At 39.9% G+C, this 24,389-nt stretch carries 23 protein-coding genes; 16 read left to right on the forward strand and 7 right to left on the reverse strand.

Features of this window, described 5'->3' with window-relative positions; all coding sequences use genetic code 11:
• Positions 1-88: 88 nt before the first annotated feature.
• On the reverse strand, positions 89-3,199 hold the full coding sequence (locus ACFI4Z_RS08535; RefSeq protein ID WP_462670208.1) for an efflux RND transporter permease subunit: 3,111 nt from the start codon (positions 3,197-3,199) through the stop codon (positions 89-91).
• Between the two features lie 11 nt (positions 3,200-3,210).
• The gene (locus ACFI4Z_RS08540) at positions 3,211-4,416 is read right to left on the reverse strand and encodes an efflux RND transporter periplasmic adaptor subunit (RefSeq protein ID WP_462670209.1); all 1,206 of its coding nucleotides are present in this window, start codon (positions 4,414-4,416) and stop codon (positions 3,211-3,213) included.
• Between the two features lie 263 nt (positions 4,417-4,679).
• Between ACFI4Z_RS08540 and ACFI4Z_RS08545 the strand changes: the two genes are divergently transcribed.
• The 7 genes from ACFI4Z_RS08545 to ACFI4Z_RS08575 all read left to right on the forward strand — a co-directional run bounded on the left by ACFI4Z_RS08545 (position 4,680) and on the right by ACFI4Z_RS08575 (position 10,733).
• A complete protein-coding gene (locus ACFI4Z_RS08545) occupies positions 4,680-5,471 on the forward strand; it encodes a crotonase/enoyl-CoA hydratase family protein (protein ID WP_462670210.1) in 792 nt (263 codons plus the stop codon).
• A gap of 100 nt (positions 5,472-5,571) precedes the next feature.
• Positions 5,572-5,958: a CidA/LrgA family protein gene (locus ACFI4Z_RS08550; RefSeq protein ID WP_462670211.1), complete on the forward strand. Its 387-nt coding sequence runs from the start codon at positions 5,572-5,574 to the stop codon at positions 5,956-5,958.
• Positions 5,951-6,661 carry an LrgB family protein gene (locus ACFI4Z_RS08555; RefSeq protein ID WP_462670212.1) on the forward strand — a complete coding sequence of 237 codons (711 nt, stop codon included), beginning with the start codon at positions 5,951-5,953 and terminating at the stop codon, positions 6,659-6,661. The genes ACFI4Z_RS08550 and ACFI4Z_RS08555 overlap by 8 nt, the downstream gene beginning before the upstream one ends.
• 42 nt (positions 6,662-6,703) lie before the next feature.
• Positions 6,704-7,528: a mechanosensitive ion channel family protein gene (locus ACFI4Z_RS08560; protein ID WP_462670213.1), complete on the forward strand. Its 825-nt coding sequence runs from the start codon at positions 6,704-6,706 to the stop codon at positions 7,526-7,528.
• A gap of 376 nt (positions 7,529-7,904) precedes the next feature.
• Positions 7,905-9,047: a PepSY-associated TM helix domain-containing protein gene (locus ACFI4Z_RS08565; protein ID WP_462670214.1), complete on the forward strand. Its 1,143-nt coding sequence runs from the start codon at positions 7,905-7,907 to the stop codon at positions 9,045-9,047.
• On the forward strand, positions 9,047-9,520 hold the full coding sequence (locus ACFI4Z_RS08570) for a hypothetical protein (RefSeq protein WP_462670215.1): 474 nt from the start codon (positions 9,047-9,049) through the stop codon (positions 9,518-9,520). The genes ACFI4Z_RS08565 and ACFI4Z_RS08570 overlap by 1 nt, the downstream gene beginning before the upstream one ends.
• 61 nt (positions 9,521-9,581) lie before the next feature.
• A complete protein-coding gene (locus ACFI4Z_RS08575) occupies positions 9,582-10,733 on the forward strand; it encodes a hypothetical protein (protein WP_462670216.1) in 1,152 nt (383 codons plus the stop codon).
• Positions 10,734-10,735: 2 nt separating this feature from the next.
• Here ACFI4Z_RS08575 and ACFI4Z_RS08580 read toward each other — a convergent pair whose 3' ends face one another.
• Complete coding sequence (locus ACFI4Z_RS08580) at positions 10,736-11,317, reverse strand: YqaA family protein (RefSeq protein ID WP_462670217.1); 582 nt, start codon at positions 11,315-11,317, stop codon at positions 10,736-10,738.
• A 36-nt stretch (positions 11,318-11,353) separates the two neighbouring features.
• The gene (locus ACFI4Z_RS08585; RefSeq protein WP_462670218.1) at positions 11,354-11,701 is read right to left on the reverse strand and encodes a hypothetical protein; all 348 of its coding nucleotides are present in this window, start codon (positions 11,699-11,701) and stop codon (positions 11,354-11,356) included.
• A 430-nt stretch (positions 11,702-12,131) separates the two neighbouring features.
• Here ACFI4Z_RS08585 and ACFI4Z_RS08590 point away from each other — a divergent pair, with 430 nt between their 5' ends.
• Positions 12,132-14,324, forward strand: coding sequence for a fasciclin domain-containing protein (locus ACFI4Z_RS08590; protein WP_462670219.1), 2,193 nt, complete (start codon positions 12,132-12,134; stop codon positions 14,322-14,324).
• Between the two features lie 69 nt (positions 14,325-14,393).
• Here ACFI4Z_RS08590 and ACFI4Z_RS08595 read toward each other — a convergent pair whose 3' ends face one another.
• A complete protein-coding gene (locus tag ACFI4Z_RS08595) occupies positions 14,394-15,257 on the reverse strand; it encodes a PA4780 family RIO1-like protein kinase (RefSeq protein WP_462670220.1) in 864 nt (287 codons plus the stop codon).
• Positions 15,258-15,379: 122 nt separating this feature from the next.
• Here ACFI4Z_RS08595 and ACFI4Z_RS08600 point away from each other — a divergent pair, with 122 nt between their 5' ends.
• The 6 genes from ACFI4Z_RS08600 to gbpA all read left to right on the forward strand — a co-directional run bounded on the left by ACFI4Z_RS08600 (position 15,380) and on the right by gbpA (position 19,765).
• Positions 15,380-15,598, forward strand: a complete 219-nt coding sequence (locus ACFI4Z_RS08600; protein ID WP_099296575.1) for a hypothetical protein — start codon at positions 15,380-15,382, stop codon at positions 15,596-15,598.
• Between the two features lie 92 nt (positions 15,599-15,690).
• Positions 15,691-16,581 carry a dienelactone hydrolase family protein gene (locus tag ACFI4Z_RS08605; RefSeq protein WP_462670221.1) on the forward strand — a complete coding sequence of 297 codons (891 nt, stop codon included), beginning with the start codon at positions 15,691-15,693 and terminating at the stop codon, positions 16,579-16,581.
• A gap of 15 nt (positions 16,582-16,596) precedes the next feature.
• Positions 16,597-17,358 carry a substrate-binding periplasmic protein gene (locus ACFI4Z_RS08610; protein ID WP_462670222.1) on the forward strand — a complete coding sequence of 254 codons (762 nt, stop codon included), beginning with the start codon at positions 16,597-16,599 and terminating at the stop codon, positions 17,356-17,358.
• Positions 17,359-17,390: 32 nt separating this feature from the next.
• Positions 17,391-17,759 carry a hypothetical protein gene (locus tag ACFI4Z_RS08615; protein ID WP_462670235.1) on the forward strand — a complete coding sequence of 123 codons (369 nt, stop codon included), beginning with the start codon at positions 17,391-17,393 and terminating at the stop codon, positions 17,757-17,759.
• The gene (locus ACFI4Z_RS08620; protein WP_462670223.1) at positions 17,756-18,139 is read left to right on the forward strand and encodes a hypothetical protein; all 384 of its coding nucleotides are present in this window, start codon (positions 17,756-17,758) and stop codon (positions 18,137-18,139) included. The genes ACFI4Z_RS08615 and ACFI4Z_RS08620 overlap by 4 nt, the downstream gene beginning before the upstream one ends.
• A gap of 174 nt (positions 18,140-18,313) precedes the next feature.
• On the forward strand, positions 18,314-19,765 hold the full coding sequence (gbpA, locus tag ACFI4Z_RS08625; protein WP_462670224.1) for an N-acetylglucosamine-binding protein GbpA: 1,452 nt from the start codon (positions 18,314-18,316) through the stop codon (positions 19,763-19,765).
• A gap of 88 nt (positions 19,766-19,853) precedes the next feature.
• Here gbpA and ACFI4Z_RS08630 read toward each other — a convergent pair whose 3' ends face one another.
• Complete coding sequence (locus ACFI4Z_RS08630) at positions 19,854-20,327, reverse strand: VOC family protein (RefSeq protein WP_462670225.1); 474 nt, start codon at positions 20,325-20,327, stop codon at positions 19,854-19,856.
• A 70-nt stretch (positions 20,328-20,397) separates the two neighbouring features.
• Positions 20,398-20,925: a GAF domain-containing protein gene (locus ACFI4Z_RS08635; protein WP_462670226.1), complete on the reverse strand. Its 528-nt coding sequence runs from the start codon at positions 20,923-20,925 to the stop codon at positions 20,398-20,400.
• Positions 20,926-21,121: 196 nt separating this feature from the next.
• On the opposite strand from ACFI4Z_RS08635, the gene ACFI4Z_RS08640 reads away from it, so the two are divergent.
• Complete coding sequence (locus ACFI4Z_RS08640; RefSeq protein WP_462670227.1) at positions 21,122-21,751, forward strand: SDR family oxidoreductase; 630 nt, start codon at positions 21,122-21,124, stop codon at positions 21,749-21,751.
• A 238-nt stretch (positions 21,752-21,989) separates the two neighbouring features.
• Positions 21,990-24,362, forward strand: a complete 2,373-nt coding sequence (locus tag ACFI4Z_RS08645) for a TonB-dependent receptor domain-containing protein (protein ID WP_462670228.1) — start codon at positions 21,990-21,992, stop codon at positions 24,360-24,362.
• Positions 24,363-24,389 lie beyond the last annotated feature (27 nt).

Genomic DNA, 24,389 nt, shown 5'->3' on the forward strand with positions numbered 1-24,389 from the left:
AATTTCCTTATAGTATCAAACCTAAACAAATTTTTGCCAAAAAAAAGCCAGGTTTCCCTGACTTTTTTAAATGGCCTCTGCGTCAGTTTTAAGTATTAGCAGTACCTTTGACTTTCTCTCGCATGGTTTGCACCAAACTATAAAACAGCGGGACTAATAATGTACCAAATATCGTGGCGGCTAACATACCTGCTAAAACAGTAATACCCAACGATACCCGACTACCTGCGCCAGCCCCAGTTGCAAAAACCAGCGGCAATACACCCAATACAAATGAAAATGCCGTCATCAATACAGCTCTAAATCGCATTGTTGCCGCACTCAGCGCAGCCTCAAAAATACTCTTGCCAGCAAGGCGCTCTTCCATCGCAAACTCCACAATTAAAATGGCTGTCTTGGTCGACATACCAATTAAGAGCACTAAACCAACTTGGGCATAAATATTGTTTTCCATACCCAGTACATACAAGGCAAGCATTGCACCAAACATAGCCAATGGAATAGCAGCAATAACTGAAAATGGAATAGTCCAACTTTCATATTGAGCGACGAGAAACAAGTAAACAAAAATAACAGCTAAACCAAATAGAATGGGCGCCATATTTCCAGCCTCAATTTCTTGCTTTGACTGCCCTGCCCATTCGAATGTATAACCATTTGGCAACTGGCCTGCAAGCTCTTGCATTGCGGCGATTGCATCACCGCTTGAAAAGCCGGCAGCTGCTTGACCGCTAATGCTTGCACTGCGATACAAGTTAAAATGGTTTAGGGTCGTAGGTCCAAGGATCGGTTCAAGTTTAGCCAATGTCGTCAATGGCACCATGTCTCCTTGATCATTTCGAACAAAATAATGCTGAAGATCACTCGGGTCTTTTCTAAACTCACTCTCTGCTTGCATAATTACTTTGTAAGTTCGGCTAAACTGATTAAAGTCATTAATATACAGTGACCCTAATTGAGCCTGTAAGGTAATAAATATATCACTCAGTGCAACGCCCTGTGCTTTGGCTTTATTTCTATCAACCTCCAAGAAGTATTGTGGCACATTTGCACGGAACGTACTGTATACATTTGATAAGCTAGGGTGTTGATTAGCCTCATAAATTAGACCATTAAGCACTTGTGCTAATTCGTTAGGGTCACGTCCTTCACTATCTTGTAGACGGAATTCAAAACCTGAACTATTGCCAAGTCCTGGGATTGGTGGTGGGTTAAATACCATGATTTGCGCATCTGGCATTGCCCATAGCTGCCCCATTAAACGCCCTATCGTGGCTTTCAAACCAAGTTCCGGTGTGCTCCTTTCTTCCCAATCTTTTAAAATCACAATACCAAGTGCATTGTTAGAGCCAGCTCCACCAATTAATGAAAAGCCTGATACCGCAATAAAATCGGTTGCAGTGGGTTCATTTTTAATAACTTCGCCAATCTTCTTCATCACCTGTTCTGTACGCCCTGAAGCAGCGGCATCTGGTAATTGAACATCAACAAATACAAAGCCCTGATCTTCTGCTGGTACAAAGCCTGTCGGCACACTTTTAGCAAGCCATGCAGCGGCAACAAATATAACTATCGCAAACAAACTCATACGCCCTACGCGCTTGAGTATAAAGTGAATAACCTTACTGTAAGCGGAAGTTGATTTAGTGATGCTATGCTCAACAGGTGCCAACCACTTGATTGGCTGCATCGATTTTTCATTAAGCAATAAAGTACACAATGCTGGACTCAAGGTCAGTGCATTCACAGAAGAAATTAAGACCGCAAATGAGATTGTTACAGAAAACTGTTTATATAGCTCACCCGTTATCCCTGGCATAAACCCTACGGGAACAAACACAGCAAGCAACACTAAGGTAGTGGCAATAATAGGCCCTGTCACTTGCGTCATTGCCTTTGTAACAGCTTCTTTAATTGGCAGCTTTTCTTCCTTTAAAATTCGCTCTACATTTTCAATAACAATAATTGCATCGTCGACCACAATACCGATTGCTAACACTAAGCCAAATAAAGTGATTAAGTTAATTGAGTAACCCATTGCCATCATAAACGCAAACGTACCCACTAATGAAACTGGAATGGCTATGGTGGGAATCAACGTTGCACGCCAATTTTGCAAGAATAAAAAGACCACAAGCACAACCAAACCAACGGCTTGAAATAAAGTGACAACCACTTCTTCAATCGACCGATTAATAAACTCGGTTGTATCATAAGGAATAGAGTACTTAACGCCATCAGGGAGTTGCTTCGCAAGTTCAGCCATTGTCGATTTAACGTCACTGGCGACCTGCGTTGCATTAGCATCTGTAAGTTGGTAAATGACCAAAAATGCCGTATCTTGTTGATTCAGTTTTGCCGTTGTGCCATAGCTCGCTGACCCCAGCTCAATTCTCGCAATGTCATTTAGTCGAACAAAGTTACCATTTTGATTGGCGCGTATAATTGTTTGGCCAAATTCTTCTGGCGTTTTCAAACGCCCCCTTGCTTGAATTGAATATTCAAATTGTTGACTCGGCAGCGATGGTGCAGCCCCAAGCTGACCTGCAGCAACAATAGTATTTTGCTCTTGTAGTGCCGCTTTGACTTCTGTAACCGTTAAACCTAGAGAGGCCATTTTATCGGGACGTAACCATAAACGCATAGAGTAAGTTTGCTCACCCATAACTTCCGCTGATGCCACCCCATTAATTCGCCCTAGAGGTTCTGTAAGGTAATTAGTTGCATAGTTACTAAGAAATATTGCATCTATATTTTCTTTATCAGAATACAAGTTAATACCGAGCAACATTGAGCTCGATTTCTTCTTCACTGAAACCCCTTGACGGGTCACCTCACTAGGTAATCCAGGCTCGGCCAATGCCACCCTATTTTGAACATTAACTTGGGCAATATCAGTATCGGTGCCAACTTTAAAGTACACAGTAATAATTGCCGTGCCATTATTACTTGAACTGGACTCCACATACATCATGTCCTCAACACCGTTAACCTGCTCTTCAATGGGTCTAATAACCGACTCTTCAACAACTTGCGCGCTAGCACCTGGATAAACGGCGGTGATCTGTATTTGCGGTGGCGTAATTTCTGGATACATATTAACCGGCAACAAGCCAACAGAAATCAAACCTGCCAGTGTGATCACAATCGATATCACTAAGGCAAATTTGGGCCGCGCGATAAACGTTTTACTTATCATGAGCGCTCCCTTTAACTCGCTGAGTTTGATTTATTTGAAATAGTGCCTGTTGTATGATCAACTTCTTTCTCAACAGCTTTAACTTCAACGCCTTGGCGCACTTTTTGAAGGCCTTCAACAATGACTCTTTCACCTTCTTCAAGGCCAGACTCAACAACCCACATGGCATTAATTCGTCTGCCTAGTGTTACTATACGTGTTGCCACTTTATTATCATCACCTACCACTAACACAAACTTGCCTTGTTGGTTTTCTTGCACTGCTGCTTGCGGAATAAGTGAATGAGCCTGTTTATCTTTACTTTCAACAATTAAAGTAACAAATAAACCCGGCATAACAATTGCCTTTTCATTAGCAAATGCGGCACGTAGCTCAACCGTCCCTGTACTGCGATCAATCTTTGTGTCAGCAAAATCGAGTTGACCTTTAGATTCAAAATTAGTGTTGTTCGGTAAACGAAGCGCTAAATCTATTGCTACATTTTTGGGGTTATCATTTGTGTTTTGATGCTTTTGACGATAGCTAATATAATCAGCCTCTTCTACCTGAAAGTTAACATAGATTGGATCCACATCGGTCAGTTCAGCAAGCTCGTTTGAGCCAGGCCCAACAACGTTGCCCACATCATAATTTACCTTACCAATGCGCCCAGCAAACGGCGCTCTAATTTCGGTATAGCTCAGATTAAGTTTTGCTTTTTCCAGGCTTGCTTCAGCTGACTTCACGGCTGCTGTTGCTTGATCGAAGTTGGTGGTGAGTTTGTCTAAGTCTGACTGAGAAATAAAACCTTGGGCTGCAACCTCTTTACCTCGTTTTAAGTCACGTTCAGCGCCATTTGCACCCGCTGTTTTACTTTTTAAATCAGCCTCAATTTGTGCCACACTCGATTGATACTCTGAAGGGTCTATCTTTAATAACAATTGGCCTTTTTCAACATATGACCCCTCATCAAAATGGCGTTCAATTAACTCACCTTCAACGCGAGCTCGAATTTTAACTTCTTGATGTGCCTCTGTACGAGCAACAAATTCACGATAATTACCCACCTCTTGCGTTATTACATGAAACACTGAAACAGCAGGTGCTGGAGCAACCTGTTTAGCTGCATTATCATCAGAACAACCAGCTAACGTTGTTATTAATGAAGTCGCTAAAGTACCTTTGATAGCCAAAAGCAGCCACGAGCTCGATATACTTGGCGTGAACCGTTTAAACATGTTTTTATTCTCCTTGTAGCTTACAGCTAAACTACGGTTTATGATTATTTCAAATGCAGCGAAACGTTTCAGACGCTCGTCGGCTAGTGTTGATAGATAAAATAGCAATTAGTTCAATTAAAAATATACACCACTTTGTTACCTTTTGTAGGTCAAATTAACAATTTAACTCCTAAATACGCTTTATTTTTCAATACAAAGCATAGACTTTACATAACCTCAATTAACTCGTAAGCTAATCCAAACAGGTCAGAGGAGTTGACATGGTTAAACTAGAAATAAAACATCACACTGCGTTTGTAACGCTTGCCAGAGAGCAAAAACAAAATGCTCTCAGTTTCATTATGTTTAAACAGCTGAATGGGATTATCAAAAAAATTAAAAAAAATAAATCTGTTCGTGCCGTTATTATCCAAGGTGATGGAGAACATTTTTGTGCCGGACTTGATGTCAGTTCCGTGATGGAAAATCCAATGAATATTCTCAAATTGCTATTTAAATGGTTGCCTGGAAATTGTAATTTAGCGCAAAAAGTGGTGCTTGGATGGCAGTCGTTAAGTGTGCCTGTATTTGCTGTTATTCAAGGTAATTGCTTTGGTGGCGGCTTACAAATAGCCCTTGGTGCAGATTATAGAATCGTACATAGCAATGCTAAATTAGCGATTATGGAAGCCCGCTGGGGACTTTGCCCTGATATGGGTGCAAATGTTATTTTGCCAAGTTTGTTACAGCGTGACCAGGCGCTTTGGTTAGCCAGCCACGCCAAACCAATTGATGCAGAAAAAGCACATCAACTTGGTTTAGTCACTAAAGTTTGTGATGACCCTTTGCAAGAGTGCTTAAATATGATCACTACTTTATCAAGCCGTTCTCCCGATACGCTAGCTGCGATAAAACGAGTTACTCAGCAAAGCTATGCAACTCCCCGACGACATATACTCGCCAAAGAAACATTTAGCCAGATTAGACTATTGGTCAATAAAAATACCAAACGTGCAATCGCCAAAGCAAAAGGTGACGATAACATTGAGTACCAAAACAGCAAACGTTGGTAACACTCTCATTATGCTTAGCTATAAAGTCGCATAGTGAAAAAATTCAAAACATGATTAAGTTTTGTTTCCTTAAGTAAAACCAATATTTTAGAGCATTGATATGTCTGCCTTTACTCTTTCACTAAAAGCAAGTGCCCAGCTTTTGCTCAGTATAGCAATCATTCTAGCCTGCCTCGCAGTTGCAAAAGTAATCATGCAATTGACTCAAGGCAGCTTTCCAGCGCCTTTGCTCGGTATGCTTTTATTATTAGGGCTTTTGCTCACTGGTTTAATTAAAGAACACCATGTTACCCCTAGCGCATCTCCCTTGTTGAATTTTATGCCTTTATTTTTTATTCCCGCAGGTGTTGGCTTTATTGAACATTTAAACTTAATTTCATTACACTGGCAGTTTATCGTTGCCTGCCTAATTTTAGTTCCTTTAACTAGCCTGCTATTAATTAGCCATCTAATAGCCGTCTTCAAAGGGCGATCGCAGCATGATTAGTTTGTGGTGGTTGTGTATACCCGCTGTGGTTACAGGGTTTATGTTACTTAAACATTTAAATAAACTGAGCCAGTCTACAACCTTTATTGCGCTAACCAACCCTGTATTTTTAGCAATTGTTTTATCAGCCTTAATACTGATCTTATTTAATATACCTTATGAAACTTTTAGTTATCACACCCAGTTTTTGAGCTGGTTGTTAGAACCCGCCATTGTCGCCCTCGCACTCCCTTTATATAAGCAATTTTTACATGTTCGAAAAAGTGCTTTGCTTATTTTCATCAGTAGTGTTGTTGGCATTGTTAACGCAACCGTTGTCGGTTTTCTATTAAGCATCGTATTTGCTGTCCCTAAAGAACTGGCACACTCTGTTGCCGCTTTGTCAGTAACGACACCAATCACCTTAGTGGTTACTGACTCCCTTGGAGGAATTGCTTCTTTAGCTGCTGCAATGGTTATTTTTATTGGTTTGCTAGGCGCGCTTTTTGGATTTATTATTTTGCAATGGAGTGGCGTGTTAAATCATCAAGCCCAAGGCGTTGCAATCGGAACTGCGTGCCATGCAATTGGAACAGCTGCTGCACTGAATAAACACCCGCAAATTGGTGCTTTTTCGTCTGTTGCTATGGCATTAAGTGCACTACTGACGGCAATTATAGTACCTTGGCTTTATCCTTATCTCAGCCAACTTCTGCTATTATAACTTCCCTCACTTAATTGAATTTTATTTACTTATAGGCTTTTCATGATCAGTACAGAAATAGAGCAAGTTGAAAAATACTACACAATGATCAGTGAGTATTTGGTCAAATACAGCATGCAGTTAGTGGGTGCGGTACTCATACTCATTTTTGGATTATGGATAGCGCAAAAACTGTCTAAAGTAGTTGCGGGTATTATGACTCGTAACAATATTGATATTACCTTAACTAACTTTGTCAGTAATGTGGTTAAAGTATTATTGATAATTATGTTTATCATTATAGCGCTTGGCAAAATAGGTATTAGTGTTACCCCTTTTGTTGCAGCCATTGGTGCTGCATCGCTTGGTGCAGGTTTAGCACTGCAAGGAATGCTGTCAAATTATGGGGCAGGTCTTGCAATTATTGCTACACGACCTTTTATTGTTGGCGACACAATCGAAGTCAAAAATGTTAGTGGGCAAGTTAAAACTATTGAGCTGGGTCACACAGTGCTAATTAATGAAGAAAAAGTAGAGATCACTATTCCAAATAAACATATTGTTGGTGAAATTCTTCATAACTCATTTAACTATTCACTTGTAAAAGGCGAAATTGACATTGCCTATGATGCCAGTGCAGAGCAGGCGATTAGCCTGATAGAAAAAGTGCTAGAGCAACATGATTTAGTGGCTGAAAACCCGCATTCACAGGTTGGTATTGAAGCCTTTGCTGAAAGTGGCGTTACTATCAGTTACCGTTATTGGGTTCCAACGACCAAAATTATTGAAACAAAACTTGCTGTTAACGGCGGTGTTTATAGTGCTATTCAAGGCGCTGATATTGAAATACCCTTTCCGCAACGAGTGGTTACGCTTAATAAAGAATAGCAAAAAACTAGTATGTTGATTTTTAAGGTTAAATTTCAGCAATCTGTTTGGTATTCAGGCAAGGCAGCGCCTATGTGGTGTGGTTACTCCCCATAAATAGGCGATTTACGCTTTTTGGCCTACATGGATGGTGCTAAGGGGCGTGAGCAGGACACGGAAGCTTTGCTCGGTTTTGACTTAACCCACTTGGTTACAAACCTTGCGCCGCGATTAATTCGCCCCTCTTTGAACAAATTTCAATCCGCAAAGGTCAACAGACCCTTACTTCCCCCCTGTAAGAAGAACATTTAGCAAAGCTAATTGAGTTCCTCTAAGCTTTAGTAGTACAATCTAAAAAGAATTGATAATACTTACTATTTACAATACAGAGGTTAACATGGCAAAGGTAAGCCAACGGTTTTGGTTTCAGTTGCATGGTTGGTGCTCGCTACCAATCTGGGTTTTATTTTGTTTTATTTGTGTCACTGGAACCGTATCGGTAATTAGCCACGAGTTAACATGGTTGACAAATTCTGCTGCAAGAGCCACAAACCCAGATAATTTACCAGAAAAATCAAAAGACACACTGATTGCAAGCTTAAAAAGTCAGCATCCTAGCGCCGATGTCATGAGCATTCTTAGCTATGAACCTTACCTGGTTAACGCGATAATTTTTACCGACACAGACAAACCTTACGCTGTTGCTTATGTAAACCAATATACTGGTGAAGTGCAGGCTATCAATCAAACAATTTCCTTCGTTGAATTTATGCGGACGTTACATGGCTGGTTATTTTTCCCTTGGCAAGAAGGCTATAGTGTTGGTTATTACCTAGTCAGTGCTATGGCAATCGTTATTCTAGGGGCATTGATCACCGGCTTAATTATTTACAAAAGCTTTTGGCGCGCCTTTGTCCAACCTAAAATTCGCTTCAACCAAGGTCGTAAAACTCTACTAAAAGATTTGCACACGGTCAGTGGTGTGTGGTCAATTTGGTTTATGGCCATCATGAGTTTAACTGGGCTTTGGTACTTGGCTCAATCAATTATGTGGCATAACGAAATTGATATTGAAGAGCATGCGCCTTTAGTAAGCGAAGCTCAATTACCCAACTCTAAAAACACTCAACCTATTAGTTTAGATAGTGCTGTTGCCTTGACTAAAAATAAATTTGGCGATTTTACTCCTACTTATATCATGCTGCCTGAACACAATCGCGGTATGTACAACATCATGGGTGCGGGTGATACAATTTTTTACGATGGTTACTCATATTCGACCTCTGTGAATCCATGGTCAGGTGAAATAGCCACGAGCAAAAGCCCTGAAACAATGACCACTTTACAAACATTATCTCACATTGCAGACCCTCTGCATTACGGCACAATTGGCGGTATCTGGACCAAGATAATTTGGTTTATCTTTGGCTTGATTTTAAGTGGCATGTCAATTACAGGCTTTATGATGTACTCAAAAAAACTGGTTAAAGCTAAAAAGCCAAGCCCAGCAACTATCAGCAAAACTGTGGAGGCAAGCTAATGGCGCGTTTACAAAGTACTTGGTGGCAACAAAAAAAATATTTACTTAATGCACTGTTTTTAATTTTACCCTGCGTATTTATTTATCAAGCTTTAAACCCAACCTTTCCTGACTTATGGCAAGAGCAAACCATTGGAGAATTTAAAATAGCCCCAATGCCACTCAATATGGAACAGCCTTACTCTCATCACAACGAGTATGTTAAAGATTTTTATCTAGCGTTTAACCAAGGTGAAATTAATAATATCCGTCAAGCATATTTGAATATAGGCCCTGCACCACTGCCATTGAGTGAGTTTGCTCAAAGTGACGAAGGCATAATGCATGGCACGGATCACGGCCAGCACGCTCACGCAATTGCACCTGTCACTATTAGCCAAAATGACAAGCTTTGGGTCACCATTCAAACGTGGAAAAATGAATTACTACAACAAAGTTGGGAAATTCCGCAACAACTCATTGGTGATAAATAATTGGCAATAGGTGTTGTTCACTTTATAGTGAGTAACACCTAGTTGTTTATTAGAGGTTCACTTGCCTTTTACTTCACAGCAAGTCATTAAGTACATACTACTGAGTAGCTTAGTTTTACTAGCCTGGTTACCTCATTTTCAGAGCTTTATTCTGGACTTCATTGATCAAGCATTATTACAGTCAGGCATTCTGTATGCCTCATCTCGCTCTGTAAATGCCATTATATCGCTATTACAGTCCGCTGAAGTAGGCATAGGTATTGCTAGTATCCAACCAGCACAATTGCTCGACCCAGTTAATGATTTAGCTGAATACATGTCAGATGCGATGCGCTTGGCATTAGGCTCTTTATTTATACAGCGTATTTTATTAAGCATTGCCTCGGGAGTACTTTTTAGTGTTCTGTTTAGCTTGAGTGTTGCGTGCTATGTTGTGTGTGATTACTTTGGTTACTTAAAAAAACTAAGCACGAACGTGTTAGCAAGCTTCATATTAGTCCGTTTTTTAATTCCACTCGTGGTAATTACAACAGGGTTTGCAAGCCAAGTGTTTTTAGATGACGAAATTGATACGCAAAGTAAAGCAGTAAGTCAAACTGTCGACAAACTAACAGATCAGGCAAATGCCACCTCAGCATTATCTGCAAATATGCGTTCGCAAATTACCAGCCAAAAACAAACAACATTAGATGAGTTAACACTACTCAGCACTGAACAAAGCCAATTAAACAAAACTGTTAAAAATAATCAACATCAATTAAAACAACTTACAACTGATATTGATGCAATTCAAGCTAATCGTAGCCTGACACAAAAGCTGACAATGACACAACTTGAACAGGCTAAGCCGCTTATTGAGCAACAACAGGATTTAAAACAACAACAAGCCAAACTGAATAATCAGCTTGCGGCATTACACGATAAAACAGAGCAATTAAAACAAAATATTCAGCTATATAATGATCAATTAACAGGCAATACAGGAAATATGGTGAGTAAAGTAGCTGATGCAGTGACATCGGGGATTACTGAAATGGTTGCGTCTCTAGAGGCGCTTTTTATAGACTTCATCAATCTTTTATCTCTGTTAGTTGTGAAACTCATTTTAATGCCATTACTATTTTTATATATATTTAACAAAGCTTTTAAAGCTATTTGGCAGCGCTCAATAAAACCTAGCTATATGAACGAGCAACTACCAAATAAACAATAGACTTATAAAGAACTTAACCACCATGCGATCAAAACCAATCCAGTGACAAAAATGAGAGCTTTCGTCTTGTGTTTTTTGATCACCTTTTCTGCTTGGTCGCCAGCATAGTAAACCACCAGCGCAAGTGCAAAATAACGAATTGAACGAGCTATGGTAGTCGCCAGTAAAAACAGCATTATCGAATACTTAGTCGCCCCAGCTGCTAACATAGCTATTTGAAATGGAATTGGCACAATCCCTAAGGTCAGTACAAACCAAAAGCCTTGCTCCTGCATTTTTTGTTTAACATTTTCAAACTGTTCTGGGCTTGAAAATGTATTAATAACCCAATCACCAATCAAATCAAATAAGTAATAGCCCAGCGCATAACCTACCAAAGCGCCAACAATGCAGCCAATTGTTGCCATCAAAGCAATTACCCACAACTTATCTCGACGAGCTTGCATTAGTGGCACCATTACCGCCTCAAGTGGAATCGGCACAATAGTCGATTCTAAAAATGACGCAACCGTGATCCCGCTGAGCATATGCTTAGAGTCAATAAACTTACGCGTTTGCTGTTTTAAACTCTTCCCAATAGACATACATTTCCTTATTAAATCGTATAGTCAAATAATAACTTAAGGTTTTCTCCAACGAGCTTTAAAGCCTCGTGTGTCAATGTGAATAAATGCACCATCGAGGTTTAGCTGTTGCCAGCCCCCACGATTTACAATTTCCTGATGCCAGGCGACTACGTTTTTCATCCTTTCAATTTGCTGTGTTGATTTAGGATCTATATAAATACTTTTTGACACGTCACTGGCTTGTTGATTTGCCATTTTGTTAGGTATTTCATTTGAGATGCTTGCAAATGAAGTAGATGTATAGAACCCAACCAAACAACTTAACAGTACAGATCCATGTTTAACTACCTGCTTTAGCCCATGTGTTGAATGCTTACATTCTATTTGTTTAATCGACCTCATTACTTTCACCTATCAGTTAATTGATATGCCAAGCTCAAAATTTTTTCTGTAAGAGCGGTTATTGTTTTAACTAATTGCAATACAGGTGCCAGTACTCAGATATAAAATAACCACTTGATTAATATTAACTTTTTAATATTATCATTTAAATTACAATAGCGTCGCAGCATGCGAAAAATGTAAAGTCGCTACTTTAATGTGTAAAAATGGCTGAGTGTATTAACATTGAGATTAAAGCAAGTAGGCTTGCAAATCACGCTGGAGTAATCGTTCAATATTAATTTATATAGATATTAAAAAGCCGACTTTACTTAAAATGGAGTTTACCACCGTACCCAATTTGAATAACAAAAATTATTTATGATCACTTTACACAATTACTGCGTAAAGGTTATTCGATTGTTAATTAAATTGTTAAAAGGATTACAAGATGGATAAATTCGTTAAGCTCTTACTTATTATTTTAACCCTTGCGTTTTTACAAGGGTGTAATGATGACGATGATGACAAAGAAAATAGTGTAACCCCCCCAATAGAATCTAAATCAACAATTGTTGATGTTGCAGTAAACGCAGGAAACTTCACTACCCTTGTTGCAGCGTTGCAAGCCACTGGCTTGGACGACACGCTTGCAGACACTAGTAAATCGTACACAGTATTTGCACCCACTGATGACGCGTTTGCTTTACTTGGCGAAGACACTATTAACGCATTACTTGCTGATACTGACAAATTGAGCAAAATACTGACTTACCATGTTGTAGAGGGTTCCGTCGATGCAGAAGCGGCTATTGGCTTAGCTGGCGCAACGGTAACAACGGTGAATGGTCAAGAAATTGCGTTATCATTAAGTGGTGAAACATTACTTGTCAACACAAGCTCTGTTACTAATGCTGATGTAGCAGCTGACAATGGTATCATTCATATCGTTGACGCTGTGTTAATGCCAAGCGAAGAAAATCAACCAGCACCGACTAGCAATATTATTGAAACTGCTCAGCAAGCTGGTAACTTTACAACCTTACTAGCCGCCCTGGAAGCGACAAACCTAACTTCAGTATTGTCTGATACATCTTCTGAGTTTACAGTATTTGCACCTACAGATGCTGCTTTTGAAGCCATTGGTGAAAAAATGCTAAACACTTTATTGGCAAATCCAGATGTACTTGCCAGCATTCTAAAGCAACATGTTCTAGCGGCAAAAGTTGATTCTGTAACAGCCATGTCACTCAACGGCAAAAGCGCTGAAACCGTTCAAGGTAATCAACAAGCAATTGCAATAAACAGTGAGACAGACACCCTAACATTTGGTGGCGCAAACATAACAACAACTAACATCAACACGACAAATGGTTTTATCCACGTAATTGATGCTGTGGTGGTAGGTGACATTGAGCTTCCTCAAAGTTATGGCACACTTGCAGATGTTGCTACGAGTAACGGTAATTTCACTACATTGCTTGCAGCTCTTAATGCTACAGGCTTAGATACGCTAGTAGCAGATCCAACAAACACGTTTACTGTATTTGCACCTACAGATGCAGCATTTGCAGCCCTAGGTCAAGACACAATTGACGCGCTCCTTGCTGATACTGAAACACTTAAAAACATTTTACAGTACCACTTAATTGCAGATGCTAAAGTACTTCAAGATGCGGCAGTAAGCGTTGCTACCAGTGAAAGCAATAAAACAACAATGGCGAATGGCGATATGGCTGCTTTATCCTATGTTGATAGTGCGTTGTTCATTAATGATGCCGCAGTCACTACAGCAAACGTTACAGCTGACAATGGTGTAATCCATGTTTTAAACAAAGTTATCATGCCACCAAAAGACATGGGCACACCAACCAAAACTATCGCTACAGTTGCAACCGAAACTGAATCACTTTCAACATTAGTTACGGCGTTGCAAGCAGCAAATCTAGTAGATACTTTTAACGATACATCGAAAATGTTTACTGTATTTGCACCAACTAACGACGCATTCAAAAAAATTCCAGCAGAGACATTAAATGCGCTGTTAGCTGATAACGATGCCCTAACCCAAGTACTAACTCAGCATGTTTTAGGTGCACAAGTAAGCTCAACAAATGCATTTGCTGCAAATGGTAAGATGGTTGAGACTCTTGCAGGAAATGACTTATCTGTAAGTATTGTTGATTTTACAAGTACAACTAACACCCAAACAGACACTATTGCATATGACAGCACTAACATGCGTCTTGTTACTGGCATGGGCTCAAGTAATTCTGGTGCTACAGTGTATGTATTTAATGCTGATTTAGAGCAGTCAATGAGCGTATGTAACGACACGTGTGCTCAAACATGGCCACCGGTTATTGGCACGCAAGAAAGTATTGCAAATATCCCAGGTCTTTCACTTGTAGAGCGTCAAGACAGCACCATGCAAGTGGCTTATTTAGATCGCCCACTTTACACCTACTCAGGTGATGAAGCACCGGGCCAAGCAAATGGCCAAGGCGTGGGTGATAACTGGTGGCAAGTAAGCTTACCAGCAACGTCATTACAAGTGGCTGGTAGCAATGTTGTGACTACTGATATCTACACCAGCAATGGCGTGGTACATCTAATAGACACTGTTATTACACAAGCTAAATAAATTGATTTATGGGTGAAATTAAAAAAGGGGCTGATCGGCCCCTTTTTGTATAGATTGAACATAAAGAATTTAATTGTCGTCAGCTTGCTCAGCAGCTTTAATTCTCTCTTGGTTTTCTTGCATTTGTTCAAATGCCGCTTTAATTTCATCAAGCACAGAGTCCACATCAGCAGAGCTGTTATCTTCTTCTAAATCGCCATAAAGCGTTGTCTCAGGTGTGAGCTCTCCAGCTTGGTACAACGCCCACATTTCTTCACCAAACCGTGTTACAAGAATCTCAGGAGCAAATTGGCCATAATATTGGCGCATATTACGCACATCGCGTAAAAACATTTCTTGTGCATTATTATTCGCAGATGCATTAACCGCTTGTGGTAAATCAATGATCACTGGACCGTAGCTGTCGACCAGCACATTGAATTCAGACAAATCACCATGCACGATACCTGCACATAACATCAACCTAATGTAATGAACCATAGTGGCATGATCTTCAATAGCTTGCTCTGCGGTCATGCTAACATCGTTTAAACGTGGTGCTACATCGCCGTCGTCATCTGTAACTAAATCCATGATCAATACGCCATCGTAACACCCGTATGGCTGTGGCACTTTGATACCCGCTTTAGATAATGTGAATAACGCATCGACTTCTGCATTTTGCCACACACTCTCTTGCTCTTTGCGACCAAATTTAGACCCTTTTTCCATGGCACGGCCACGTCGGCTGTTACGTACCTTTCGACCTTCTTGGTATTTAGCAGCCTGTTTAAAGCTTCTGTGTTGAACATCTTTATACACTTTGGCGCAGCGAATAGCCTCTCCACAGCGTACAACATAGACTGAGGCTTCTTTACCACTCATTAATTGGCTGATGACTTCATCAACAATACCGTCTTCGATAAGCGGTAAGATTTGTTTAGGTGTTTTCATACCGCTCTTATACCGCACTTAGTGCGTATATGTAATCCCCTATTGATAAAATTACAAAAAACTTGACTAATTTAGTTAAATACACAAACTGCAAATAAAATTTTTCTAACAAGAGGCCCAATATGAACTCAGAAATACGCTATCGTTTTCAATCGGCACAAATTGCCAATCGCTTTTTAAATGAACTCAAAGATTGGCCTATTGCGAAAGTAAAAACTAGGCTACTTAATGGTGGCTTTGATGTCAAAGTTAGCTATCAATTTGATGGTACGGGGTTTGATTATACCTGTTCAGAGTTAGATGATTTAGCCTCCCAACATCAAGGTGTAGAAGTGAATTAAATTAGTCTGTTTGGTTATTGACTATAGATTGATATACATTTGCGTACAGCTACGTTAAATTAGTGTAAACATTGTTAACTATAGAGTTCTCTATGAATAAGTCAGCCTCTGATCATATCCCTCAAGAAGCATTCGATTGGTATGATGAATATGCTCACGGCATGATGGATAGACGTACCTTTATTAAAAAACTAGGCTCGCTCGCAGCCTTAGGCTATTCAATGGCGACACTCACCACAGCCTTACTACCTAATTATGTGCTAGCTGAGCAGGTTTCGTTTAACGATGATGATATAAAAGCAACCTATCAAACTTTTAGTTCACTGAGGGGCCACGATAAAGGGCAAGGTTATTTCGTTGAACCGGCGAATATAGCTGGCAGGCGCCCCGTTATACTGGTTATTCACGAAAATCGTGGTTTAAACCCTTATATTAAAGATGTCGCACGGCGCTTAGCAAAAGCTGGTTTTATCGCATTTGCGCCTGATGCACTTTACCCGCTTGGTGGTTACCCCGGCAATGATGACGAAGGCCGTGCAATGCAACGCTCTATGGACAGAGCAAAAATTAAAAATGATTTTGTAGCTGCCGCAGAGTTTTTAAAATCACACCCACGCAGCAATAACAAACTTGGCGCTGTTGGCTTTTGCTTTGGTGGCTATATTGTCAATTACCTAGCTGCTATTGACTCAACACTTCTTAACGCAGGCGTACCATTTTACGGCACACCAGCAACGAAAGAATTGCGAAAAAATATCAAAGCCCCTTTAATGATTCAGCTTGGTGAACTAGATAAGCGTGTAAATGCCAGTTGGCCTGAATACGAAACGGACTTAAAAGTACATAATGTTCCCTATCAAATGCACATGTACCAAGGCGCCCATCATGGTTTTCATAACGATTCTACTAGCCGGTACGATAAAGACAGTGCTGAGCTTGCTTGGCAACGAACATTAGCCTTTTTTACACACTCACTCGTTTAAGGTAAACACCTCTACATGAATAAAGTTTTGTACTTCATAGCCACTGTTTTCGTTATCGTAAATTGTTTTAAAAACCCTGCGCTAGCACTGACATTTGTGGCCGAAGATCTTCCCCCTTACCATTATACAAATGAGCAAGGCGAGGTTGTTGGCGCATTGGTTGATTTATCAAAAGCGGTGTTGGATAAAGCAAAGCTTGATGGAACATTCGAAATTATGCCAATGGCACGGGCATATCATCGATTCGAAACACATTCTGACATTATTATGATGTCATTGTTAAAAAACCCAAAGCGCTCAGAACTATTTGATTGGATTGGCGCGGTATATTTTGCAGACGCTTATTTAATAAGCTTAAACACTTTTAAAGGAAAAGTGGGCAATTTAGAACAAGCCAAAGAGTATAGAGTAGGCACAATTAATGGTTATTCTAGCGAGCAATACCTTCGTGATGCTGGCTTTTCAGATAACGAAAACTTAGTACTTGTTAGCCACTATACCCAGTTATGGCAGATGCTATTTAAACAACGTTTAGATTTTGTATTAACAAATACGCTTACTTTAAAAAACGAATTAAAACTTGCTGGGTTCGATGTAAGCCAAGTTAAAAAACAAGTACATTTAAACGACTACCCCGCAACACTGTATTTTGCAGCCAATAAAACACTTGATAAACAAACCAGCCTTAAGCTTAAACATGCCCTGCAAACAGTTAAAGAGACCTGTGAATATCAGGAAATATTGGCTAAATGGCAGTTACCTATGAACTCATTATAGATTATTTACGCCCTGTCATTTATTCTACCCCAATGACTAAATTCTTTATTTTAAAATATATTGCCTTTTTTTTCGGGTGTAGCCTTTGCTTCGTTTTTCACACCCAATTTGCAATTCCACCGCTAATTTCGTCGTGTTTAGTCGGCTTAGCCGGCAGTTTTATCCCTGTACCAAAGTCATATGGACAACATCCTCACTCTGCAATTTATGCCGGTAGTTTTGCTGGAATGTGCTCTGAGGGACTTATCACTAGTTATTGGGAGTTAGCCGTTATTTCTTTGATTGGCGCGGTGTTATACGCAACAAGCACAAAATTATTTACCGGCTTTGGTGGAAAGCTTGGCAGCATAGCCTTTGTTAGTATTGCACTTTTTGTAATTGCTCGAGGCATTGTTATATGAGCTTACTGTCAATAATTGTATCGCTACTAGGGGCTTTTTTAACGTTTTTTTTAGCCAAGTATGACCGTATTGGGGCCATTAGAGCATCAGCTACTTTATCTATTGTCGCTTACACCTTATTTTTATTTTTAGACCTCAATGCTGAACTCTATTCGATGCTATTCTTTGGCGGTACTTTCATTGGCATGAGCGCACCCAAGCGCTTCGGTTTTTACACTTTATGCTCGGCAAGTATACTTTTTTCTTTTTTATTTCATTATCTTGTACCACTACTTAATAGCTATGGCGGTGCGCTGGGGTTAAGTGCTTTTCTATCCGTGTGTGTATGCCACTTAGCTATTCAACTCGGCGCACCGAGAAGCCAATCTAGAAACAAATAAGCTTAAAATCCACTTTTTATCGCCAACTAAAATCAACACTAAATAACTAATTAATAATTTAAAGATAATGCTTTTTGATAATAATGGGTGATTGTTTCATTGTTACATCTAAATTACCATTTATTGGTACAAAAATAATACGCGATAACATTACCTTGGAAAACAATGTAAATAATGACTAAAACACTACTTACCCTCACCCCTATTGGGTTAGCACTCTTACTACCTGTGTCACAGCAAGCATCGGCCCATGGCTATATTTCAAAACCAGAAGCTCGCGGTTATTTATGCCGCCTAAGAGAAAATACACACTGTGGCAATGTAGTGTATGAGCCACAAAGTTTAGAAGGGCTGGATCGCTTTCCACAATCAGGGCCGATTGATGGTCATATCGCCAGCGCGGGCTTAAGAGCATTTGGCGCTTTGGACGATCAATCTATTAACCGCTGGACTAAACGCCACATAAAAACAGGCCCAAATGAGTTTAGCTGGCGCTTTACAGCTGCACACTCATCACGAGACTGGCGCTATTTCATCACAAAAACGTCATGGGATCCAAACAGCCCATTAACAAGAGACCAGTTTGAAACAGTACCATTTTGTGAGTATCAAGGGTATAACCGACAACCGCCAAAAACGTTAACCCACCTGTGTAATGTACCTGAACGAACTGGTTACCATGTTGTGCTGGGTGTATGGGATGTCGCCGATACTCCTATGAGCTTTTATAATGTGGTTGATGTTATGATTGATAACAACGATACACAAAAAGCAATTTGGCAAGATGTGGGTGATATCGTCACTGGTCGCGATTTAAAAGTGGGCGATAAAGTAAAAACTCGTGTATTTGGTGATTCTAAAGAAATTCCATCTCTTCAAACTGTGTTAACAATTAACAATGAGAACGAAGGGTTGAGTAAAAACTGGACCATCGCGCTCGCTGATAAAATTAATGCATCTCAATCTTGGATCCAAGCAGGCCAACTTAACGAGAACAATGAAGTAGAAATCACTGTTGGCCGAAATGAAATTTTTGCTCAGAGCAATGCAGGAATAAGCTCTGTGGAGCTTGAATTTGAAATGGCGCCGTTACCCAAGCCTGATTTTTCTGTTACAGGTGTATCGCACAACTATTTGATAGATGGCGACGCTGTTAATTTTGACTTTACTGTTGATTTAGATGCGGATGCACAAATCCAAGCTACATTAAATAAATCGTATAACAGTATTGTTACTAAAGCTTACGAAGTGGTTAAAGGTCAATCTCAACTTTCACTTAACTACCCAAGTGCACAAACTGGCCATTATAATTTAGCTATTACCTACATTACTAATGAGGGAGTTACAGATGAAAAAGTGTTTCATTTAAACATTGTAAACTCTGAACTCCCTGTAGAGCCAACTCCACCCGTTGTTGAACCAATTGCAGACGTAGAGTTTATTTTCCCTGAAAGTTTAGCAAGTTATAAAGCTGGCACAGTGGTTTTACAGCCTAAAAATAACAAGGTGTATCAATGTAAGCCTTGGCCTTACAACGGCTACTGCGTGCAATGGTCACAAGGGTCGAGTCAATATGAACCAGGAGTCGGTTTATACTGGAACATGGCATGGATCGAAATAAAATAAGTTAGAGAAATTCCCTCAAACAGAAGCCACTTCCACTAAGTGGCTTCTTTATTAACAAACTGTAAGAATCAAAGGCTACAGTTTGCAATTAAGCATCCTGATCTTTACTCATAAAATCAGCCATTCGTTGATTAATCTCTTCATTGGACAAGTCTTCTTGGTGAGTACCAATAGTCCAAACATGACCAAATGGATCTTCTAATGTACCCGCTCTGTCACCATAAAACTGATTATGTACCGGGCGCACCTCTTTTGCACCTAACTTAATCGCATTATTAAAAACCGTATCGACGTCATCAACATAAAGCATCAAACTCACAGGCGTTCCACCTAGCTGACTAGGGCTTTTAAAATGTGCCTCTGGACACATGTCTGAGAGCATCAGGTGAGAGTCTGCAATTTTTATTTCAGCATGTGCCACCCCGCCATCAGGCAAGGGCATTTGCATAACAAGCTTTGCTGAAAACGCTTTTTTATAAAATTCAATGGCCTTTGTCGCACCGTCGACAATTAGGTAGGGCGTTATTGCATGAAACCCTTTAGGAATAAATGAAACAGACATGTTGTACACCATTTTAGAATATCGGCTGTTAACAAAAAGTAGTCAAAAAGTCCTCATAAAACAAGCAACGCTAGTCTTTACACAAGTGCAATGCTGAACCCAATAAGTCAGCAATGTAAAATAGCTTAATCGCCTCCTGTTTAGTAAATTCACCACTAAAACGCGCCACATTTAGTGTACCAACGCATTGTTTTTGATAAATAATAGGGGCATCCATACAGGTAAATAACCCAGCCTGTGCGAGCATACGACAGTCTTGCTCTTTACTTAAGCTAAGTTGCTTGCAAATGATCAATCTTTTTGTTTTAAACACACGTCCTACCAAGGTGTAATCTATCGGTAATGGGATTTCATTTGCTATTGCTTCGCTCCCAAACGCAGACACTAAATTAAGGTAACCTTCATGTTGCGCTAACACTACACTCGCCCTGTCCCAGTTAAACAAAAAGGGTGACCAATGCGTCAATACATGCAATATAGCTAAGCGTTTATGAGCTTGATTAAGTTTATTAATAAAACGATTAGGCAAACTTACCTGCTCATAAAGTGAGTGTTCTAAAAAGCATTCATAACTTAAGTGGTACTCGTTCGAAGACATACATATAGATTCATCAATTAGCGTACAGAGAGTATATTATTTGCACGCCATTAAAAACGTAAGAAAATTCAGTTTTTAACACTAAAAAAAGCAGATTTAGTGTTAGGAATATATAAAGTGCTCTACTCACCTTTAAAAAGTAATTTTTCCCCCAAGGTCTATTGGTACTTAGAAACTTTATCAGAAGGAATTAAGCATGAGTAAAACGTTAATCATTGGTGCCAGCGGGCAAATAGGTAAAATGACATCAAAATTATTATTGTCAAAACAACAGCAAGTTGTAGCACTTGTTAGAGATAAGCGTAAATTAAATGACTTAGATAGCTCCCTTTTGACCATCGTAGAGCAAGATCTTGAAGCAGATTTTAGCCACGCTTTTGAAGGGTGTGATCAGGTAATATTTGCCGCAGGCTCAGGCGGTAATACAGGCGCAGATAAAACAATATTGATTGACTTATGGGCAGCAAAGAAAGCTGTCGATTATGCACAGCGCCAAAATATAAAACATTTTATAATGGTAAGCTCTATTGGCGCGGATAACCCTGAGGCCATCGACACCGAACTGAAACCGTATTTGGTGGCCAAGCATATGGCTGATCAACACTTGCTGCAAAGTGAACTAAATTACACTGTGGTTAGGCCAGGCACACTCACTGACGAAAATGCCTCAATGCATATATCGACTGTGCGACCTGACAGCCAGGATGATGCAAAAGTTAGTCGTGAAAATGTGGCAAATGTATTAACTTATATCGCGAATAAGCCACATCAAAAAAATACAGTCTTTGAGCTATTTGACGGTACTAATGCTATTTCCTCACTTTAAAACTATCCGAGCGGCCTTTGCGGTCGCTTAACATTGGCTCTAAATTACACGTCAACAATCTATCTTCTGCAAACTGTCCTTTACTTCAATAGTTTTGAAGTCCAAAAAATAAAAAGCTGTTCTATTTCAACATACACCCGCAAACACAAATGAAAATAGCTATTGATTAGATTTTCACTTTCTATATTATACCCGCCGTCGTACCTAATTGTTGTAAAATAATAAAGAGATGAAATCAATGTCATACCTAGTAAAACCTAGCTTAATCGCACTTGCTGTGACAGCTAACTTTTGTGTTCACGCCGATGAGAAAATTCCTGAAAAAAACATGGAACGTATGGTTGTTACAGCAACCGGCTTTGAACAAAAAGTCACTGAAGCACCAGCCAGTATCTCCATCATCACTAATGAAGATATTAAGTCTCATGCTTTCACTTCAGTATTAGATGCAGTGCAATATTTAGAAGGCATTGATGTAGCAACTACACGAGACAAAACAGGCCAAGGCAGTGTAAGTATGCGAGGCTTAACAGGTGAATACACACTGTTACTGATTAACGGCAAACGCCAAAATAATCATGGTGATATTTACCCTAATAATTTTGGTGGTAACGCCTTTAATCACGTGCCACCTGTTGATGCAATTGAACGTGTAGAAGTTATCCGTGGCCCTGCATCGACCCTTTATGGCGCAGATGCACTGGGTGGCGTTATTAATATCATCACAAAAAAGCACACTGCTGATTGGGGCGGGGCAGTATCATTTAGCCGCTCATTGCAACACGACGATAGCTTTGGCGATGACATAACAACAGATATTAGCGTTTCTGGTCCACTTATTGAAAACGTATTAAGTTTTGGTTTTCGCGGTAGTGTTTATGAGCAACAAGCGTCATCACCTACCTTTGAAGCTGCGACAGATCCAAATGGAGTTGTTCATGCTCGCTCTTTAGGTTTTGGCAGAGGCGGCCGTACTGTTGATAATACCAATGAGCAATATGGTTTTACTATTAACTATTCACCATTTGAAGATCATCATTTAAGTTTCGATTATGATAATTCAAGCCAAGTTTACGATAATAGCCCAAGCTATGATCTTGAATCAGGTAGCATCACCTATCCACTTGGCACAAAAGATAATATTGAATCTATTTGGGCAAGCAGAAGAGGAAAAGTAAACCCTCGTGCAGGCTATGCAGCAAATCAAAAATTTGACCGTCAATGGTGGTCACTTAGCTATGATGGTGAACTTGAATGGGCCACAGTGAAAGCGTCTGTTTCTTATGTAGATACACAAAATAATGGCCGTACACTCCCTTTAAGTGTTGCAGAGCGCCTACAGTTACAACAAATGTATGACGGTACTGGCGAGTATGCCAATATGGATGAGCAAGCACGCAAAGACCTTGCTGAAGCAACGTTTTTACCACGTCCAAAACGCCCATTAGAAAGTAGCCAATATACCTACGACTTACGTTTTGATATCCCAATGAGTAGCACATTAGGCGATCATAACTTTGTTGTGGGTGGTCAATTAATTGATGGCGAGCTAAAAGACGGCGTGTTTGGTTTAGAAAGTAATGAAGCAGGTAAAATACAAGAACAAAGCATGTACTCTATTTTTGCTGAAGACAACTGGATGATGACCGACAGCTTTACGCTTACAGCGGGTGCCCGTTTTGATGATCATGACGTGTTTGGTAGCCAAGTGTCGCCACGTTTATACGGTGTGTATAACGTTAATGACACGTGGACAGTAAAAGGTGGGATCAGCACAGGCTACAAAACACCAAAAACGACTGACTTGTACGATGGCATCACAGGCTTTGGTGGCCAAGGGACTAGCCCATTTGCCGGTAACCCTGAACTTGAGCCAGAAACCAGTGTAAACTCTGAAGTTGCCCTGTATTGGAACTCGTTAGGTGGCGAGCATAACTTTAACATCACCTATTACACCACCAAGTTTGAAGATAAAATTGCCCGTGGCGATACTGTTTTCAGCTGTGAGCAAACCAACGATGTGCGCCCATGTGTTAACTTAGGTCAATACGACCAACTTGGCTATCAAAGTTACAGCCAAAAAATCAATATTGACGAAGTTGATTTACAAGGTATTGAAATTGCAGGCCAATATACACTCACAGAAACCATTTCATTAAATGGTAATTATACGTGGACTGATAGCGAGCAACAAAGTGGCTCACAAAAAGGCCAACCACTAACAAACAGCGCTGAACACATGGCTAATATCACCCTAAATTGGGAAGCCACAGACTTCATGGAAATTTACATTCAAGGTGTATACCGTTCTGATCGTTACCGTGGTTGGGATAATGTTCATGATCAAGCGCTTTATTACAAAAACTATAATCTATTTAATTTAGGTGCTCAGTTTTACGTAAATGAGTACATACAAATCAATGCTCGAGTTAACAACTTGCTTGATGAAGATTTTACCTCGTACAGTACAACCTATACTGATCTTAACAATGATGGTGAGTACGAATACTTAACAGGTCGTGGCGTTATTAGCGAAGTAAGCTTCACTGATGACTACAACGTTAAAGATAAAGGTCGTAACTTCTGGATTGGCGTAACTGCTTACTTCTAAACAGACCTAGGTGTAATTAAGACATCC

The sequence above is a fragment of the Pseudoalteromonas sp. RWi3 genome (genome assembly GCF_054960735.1).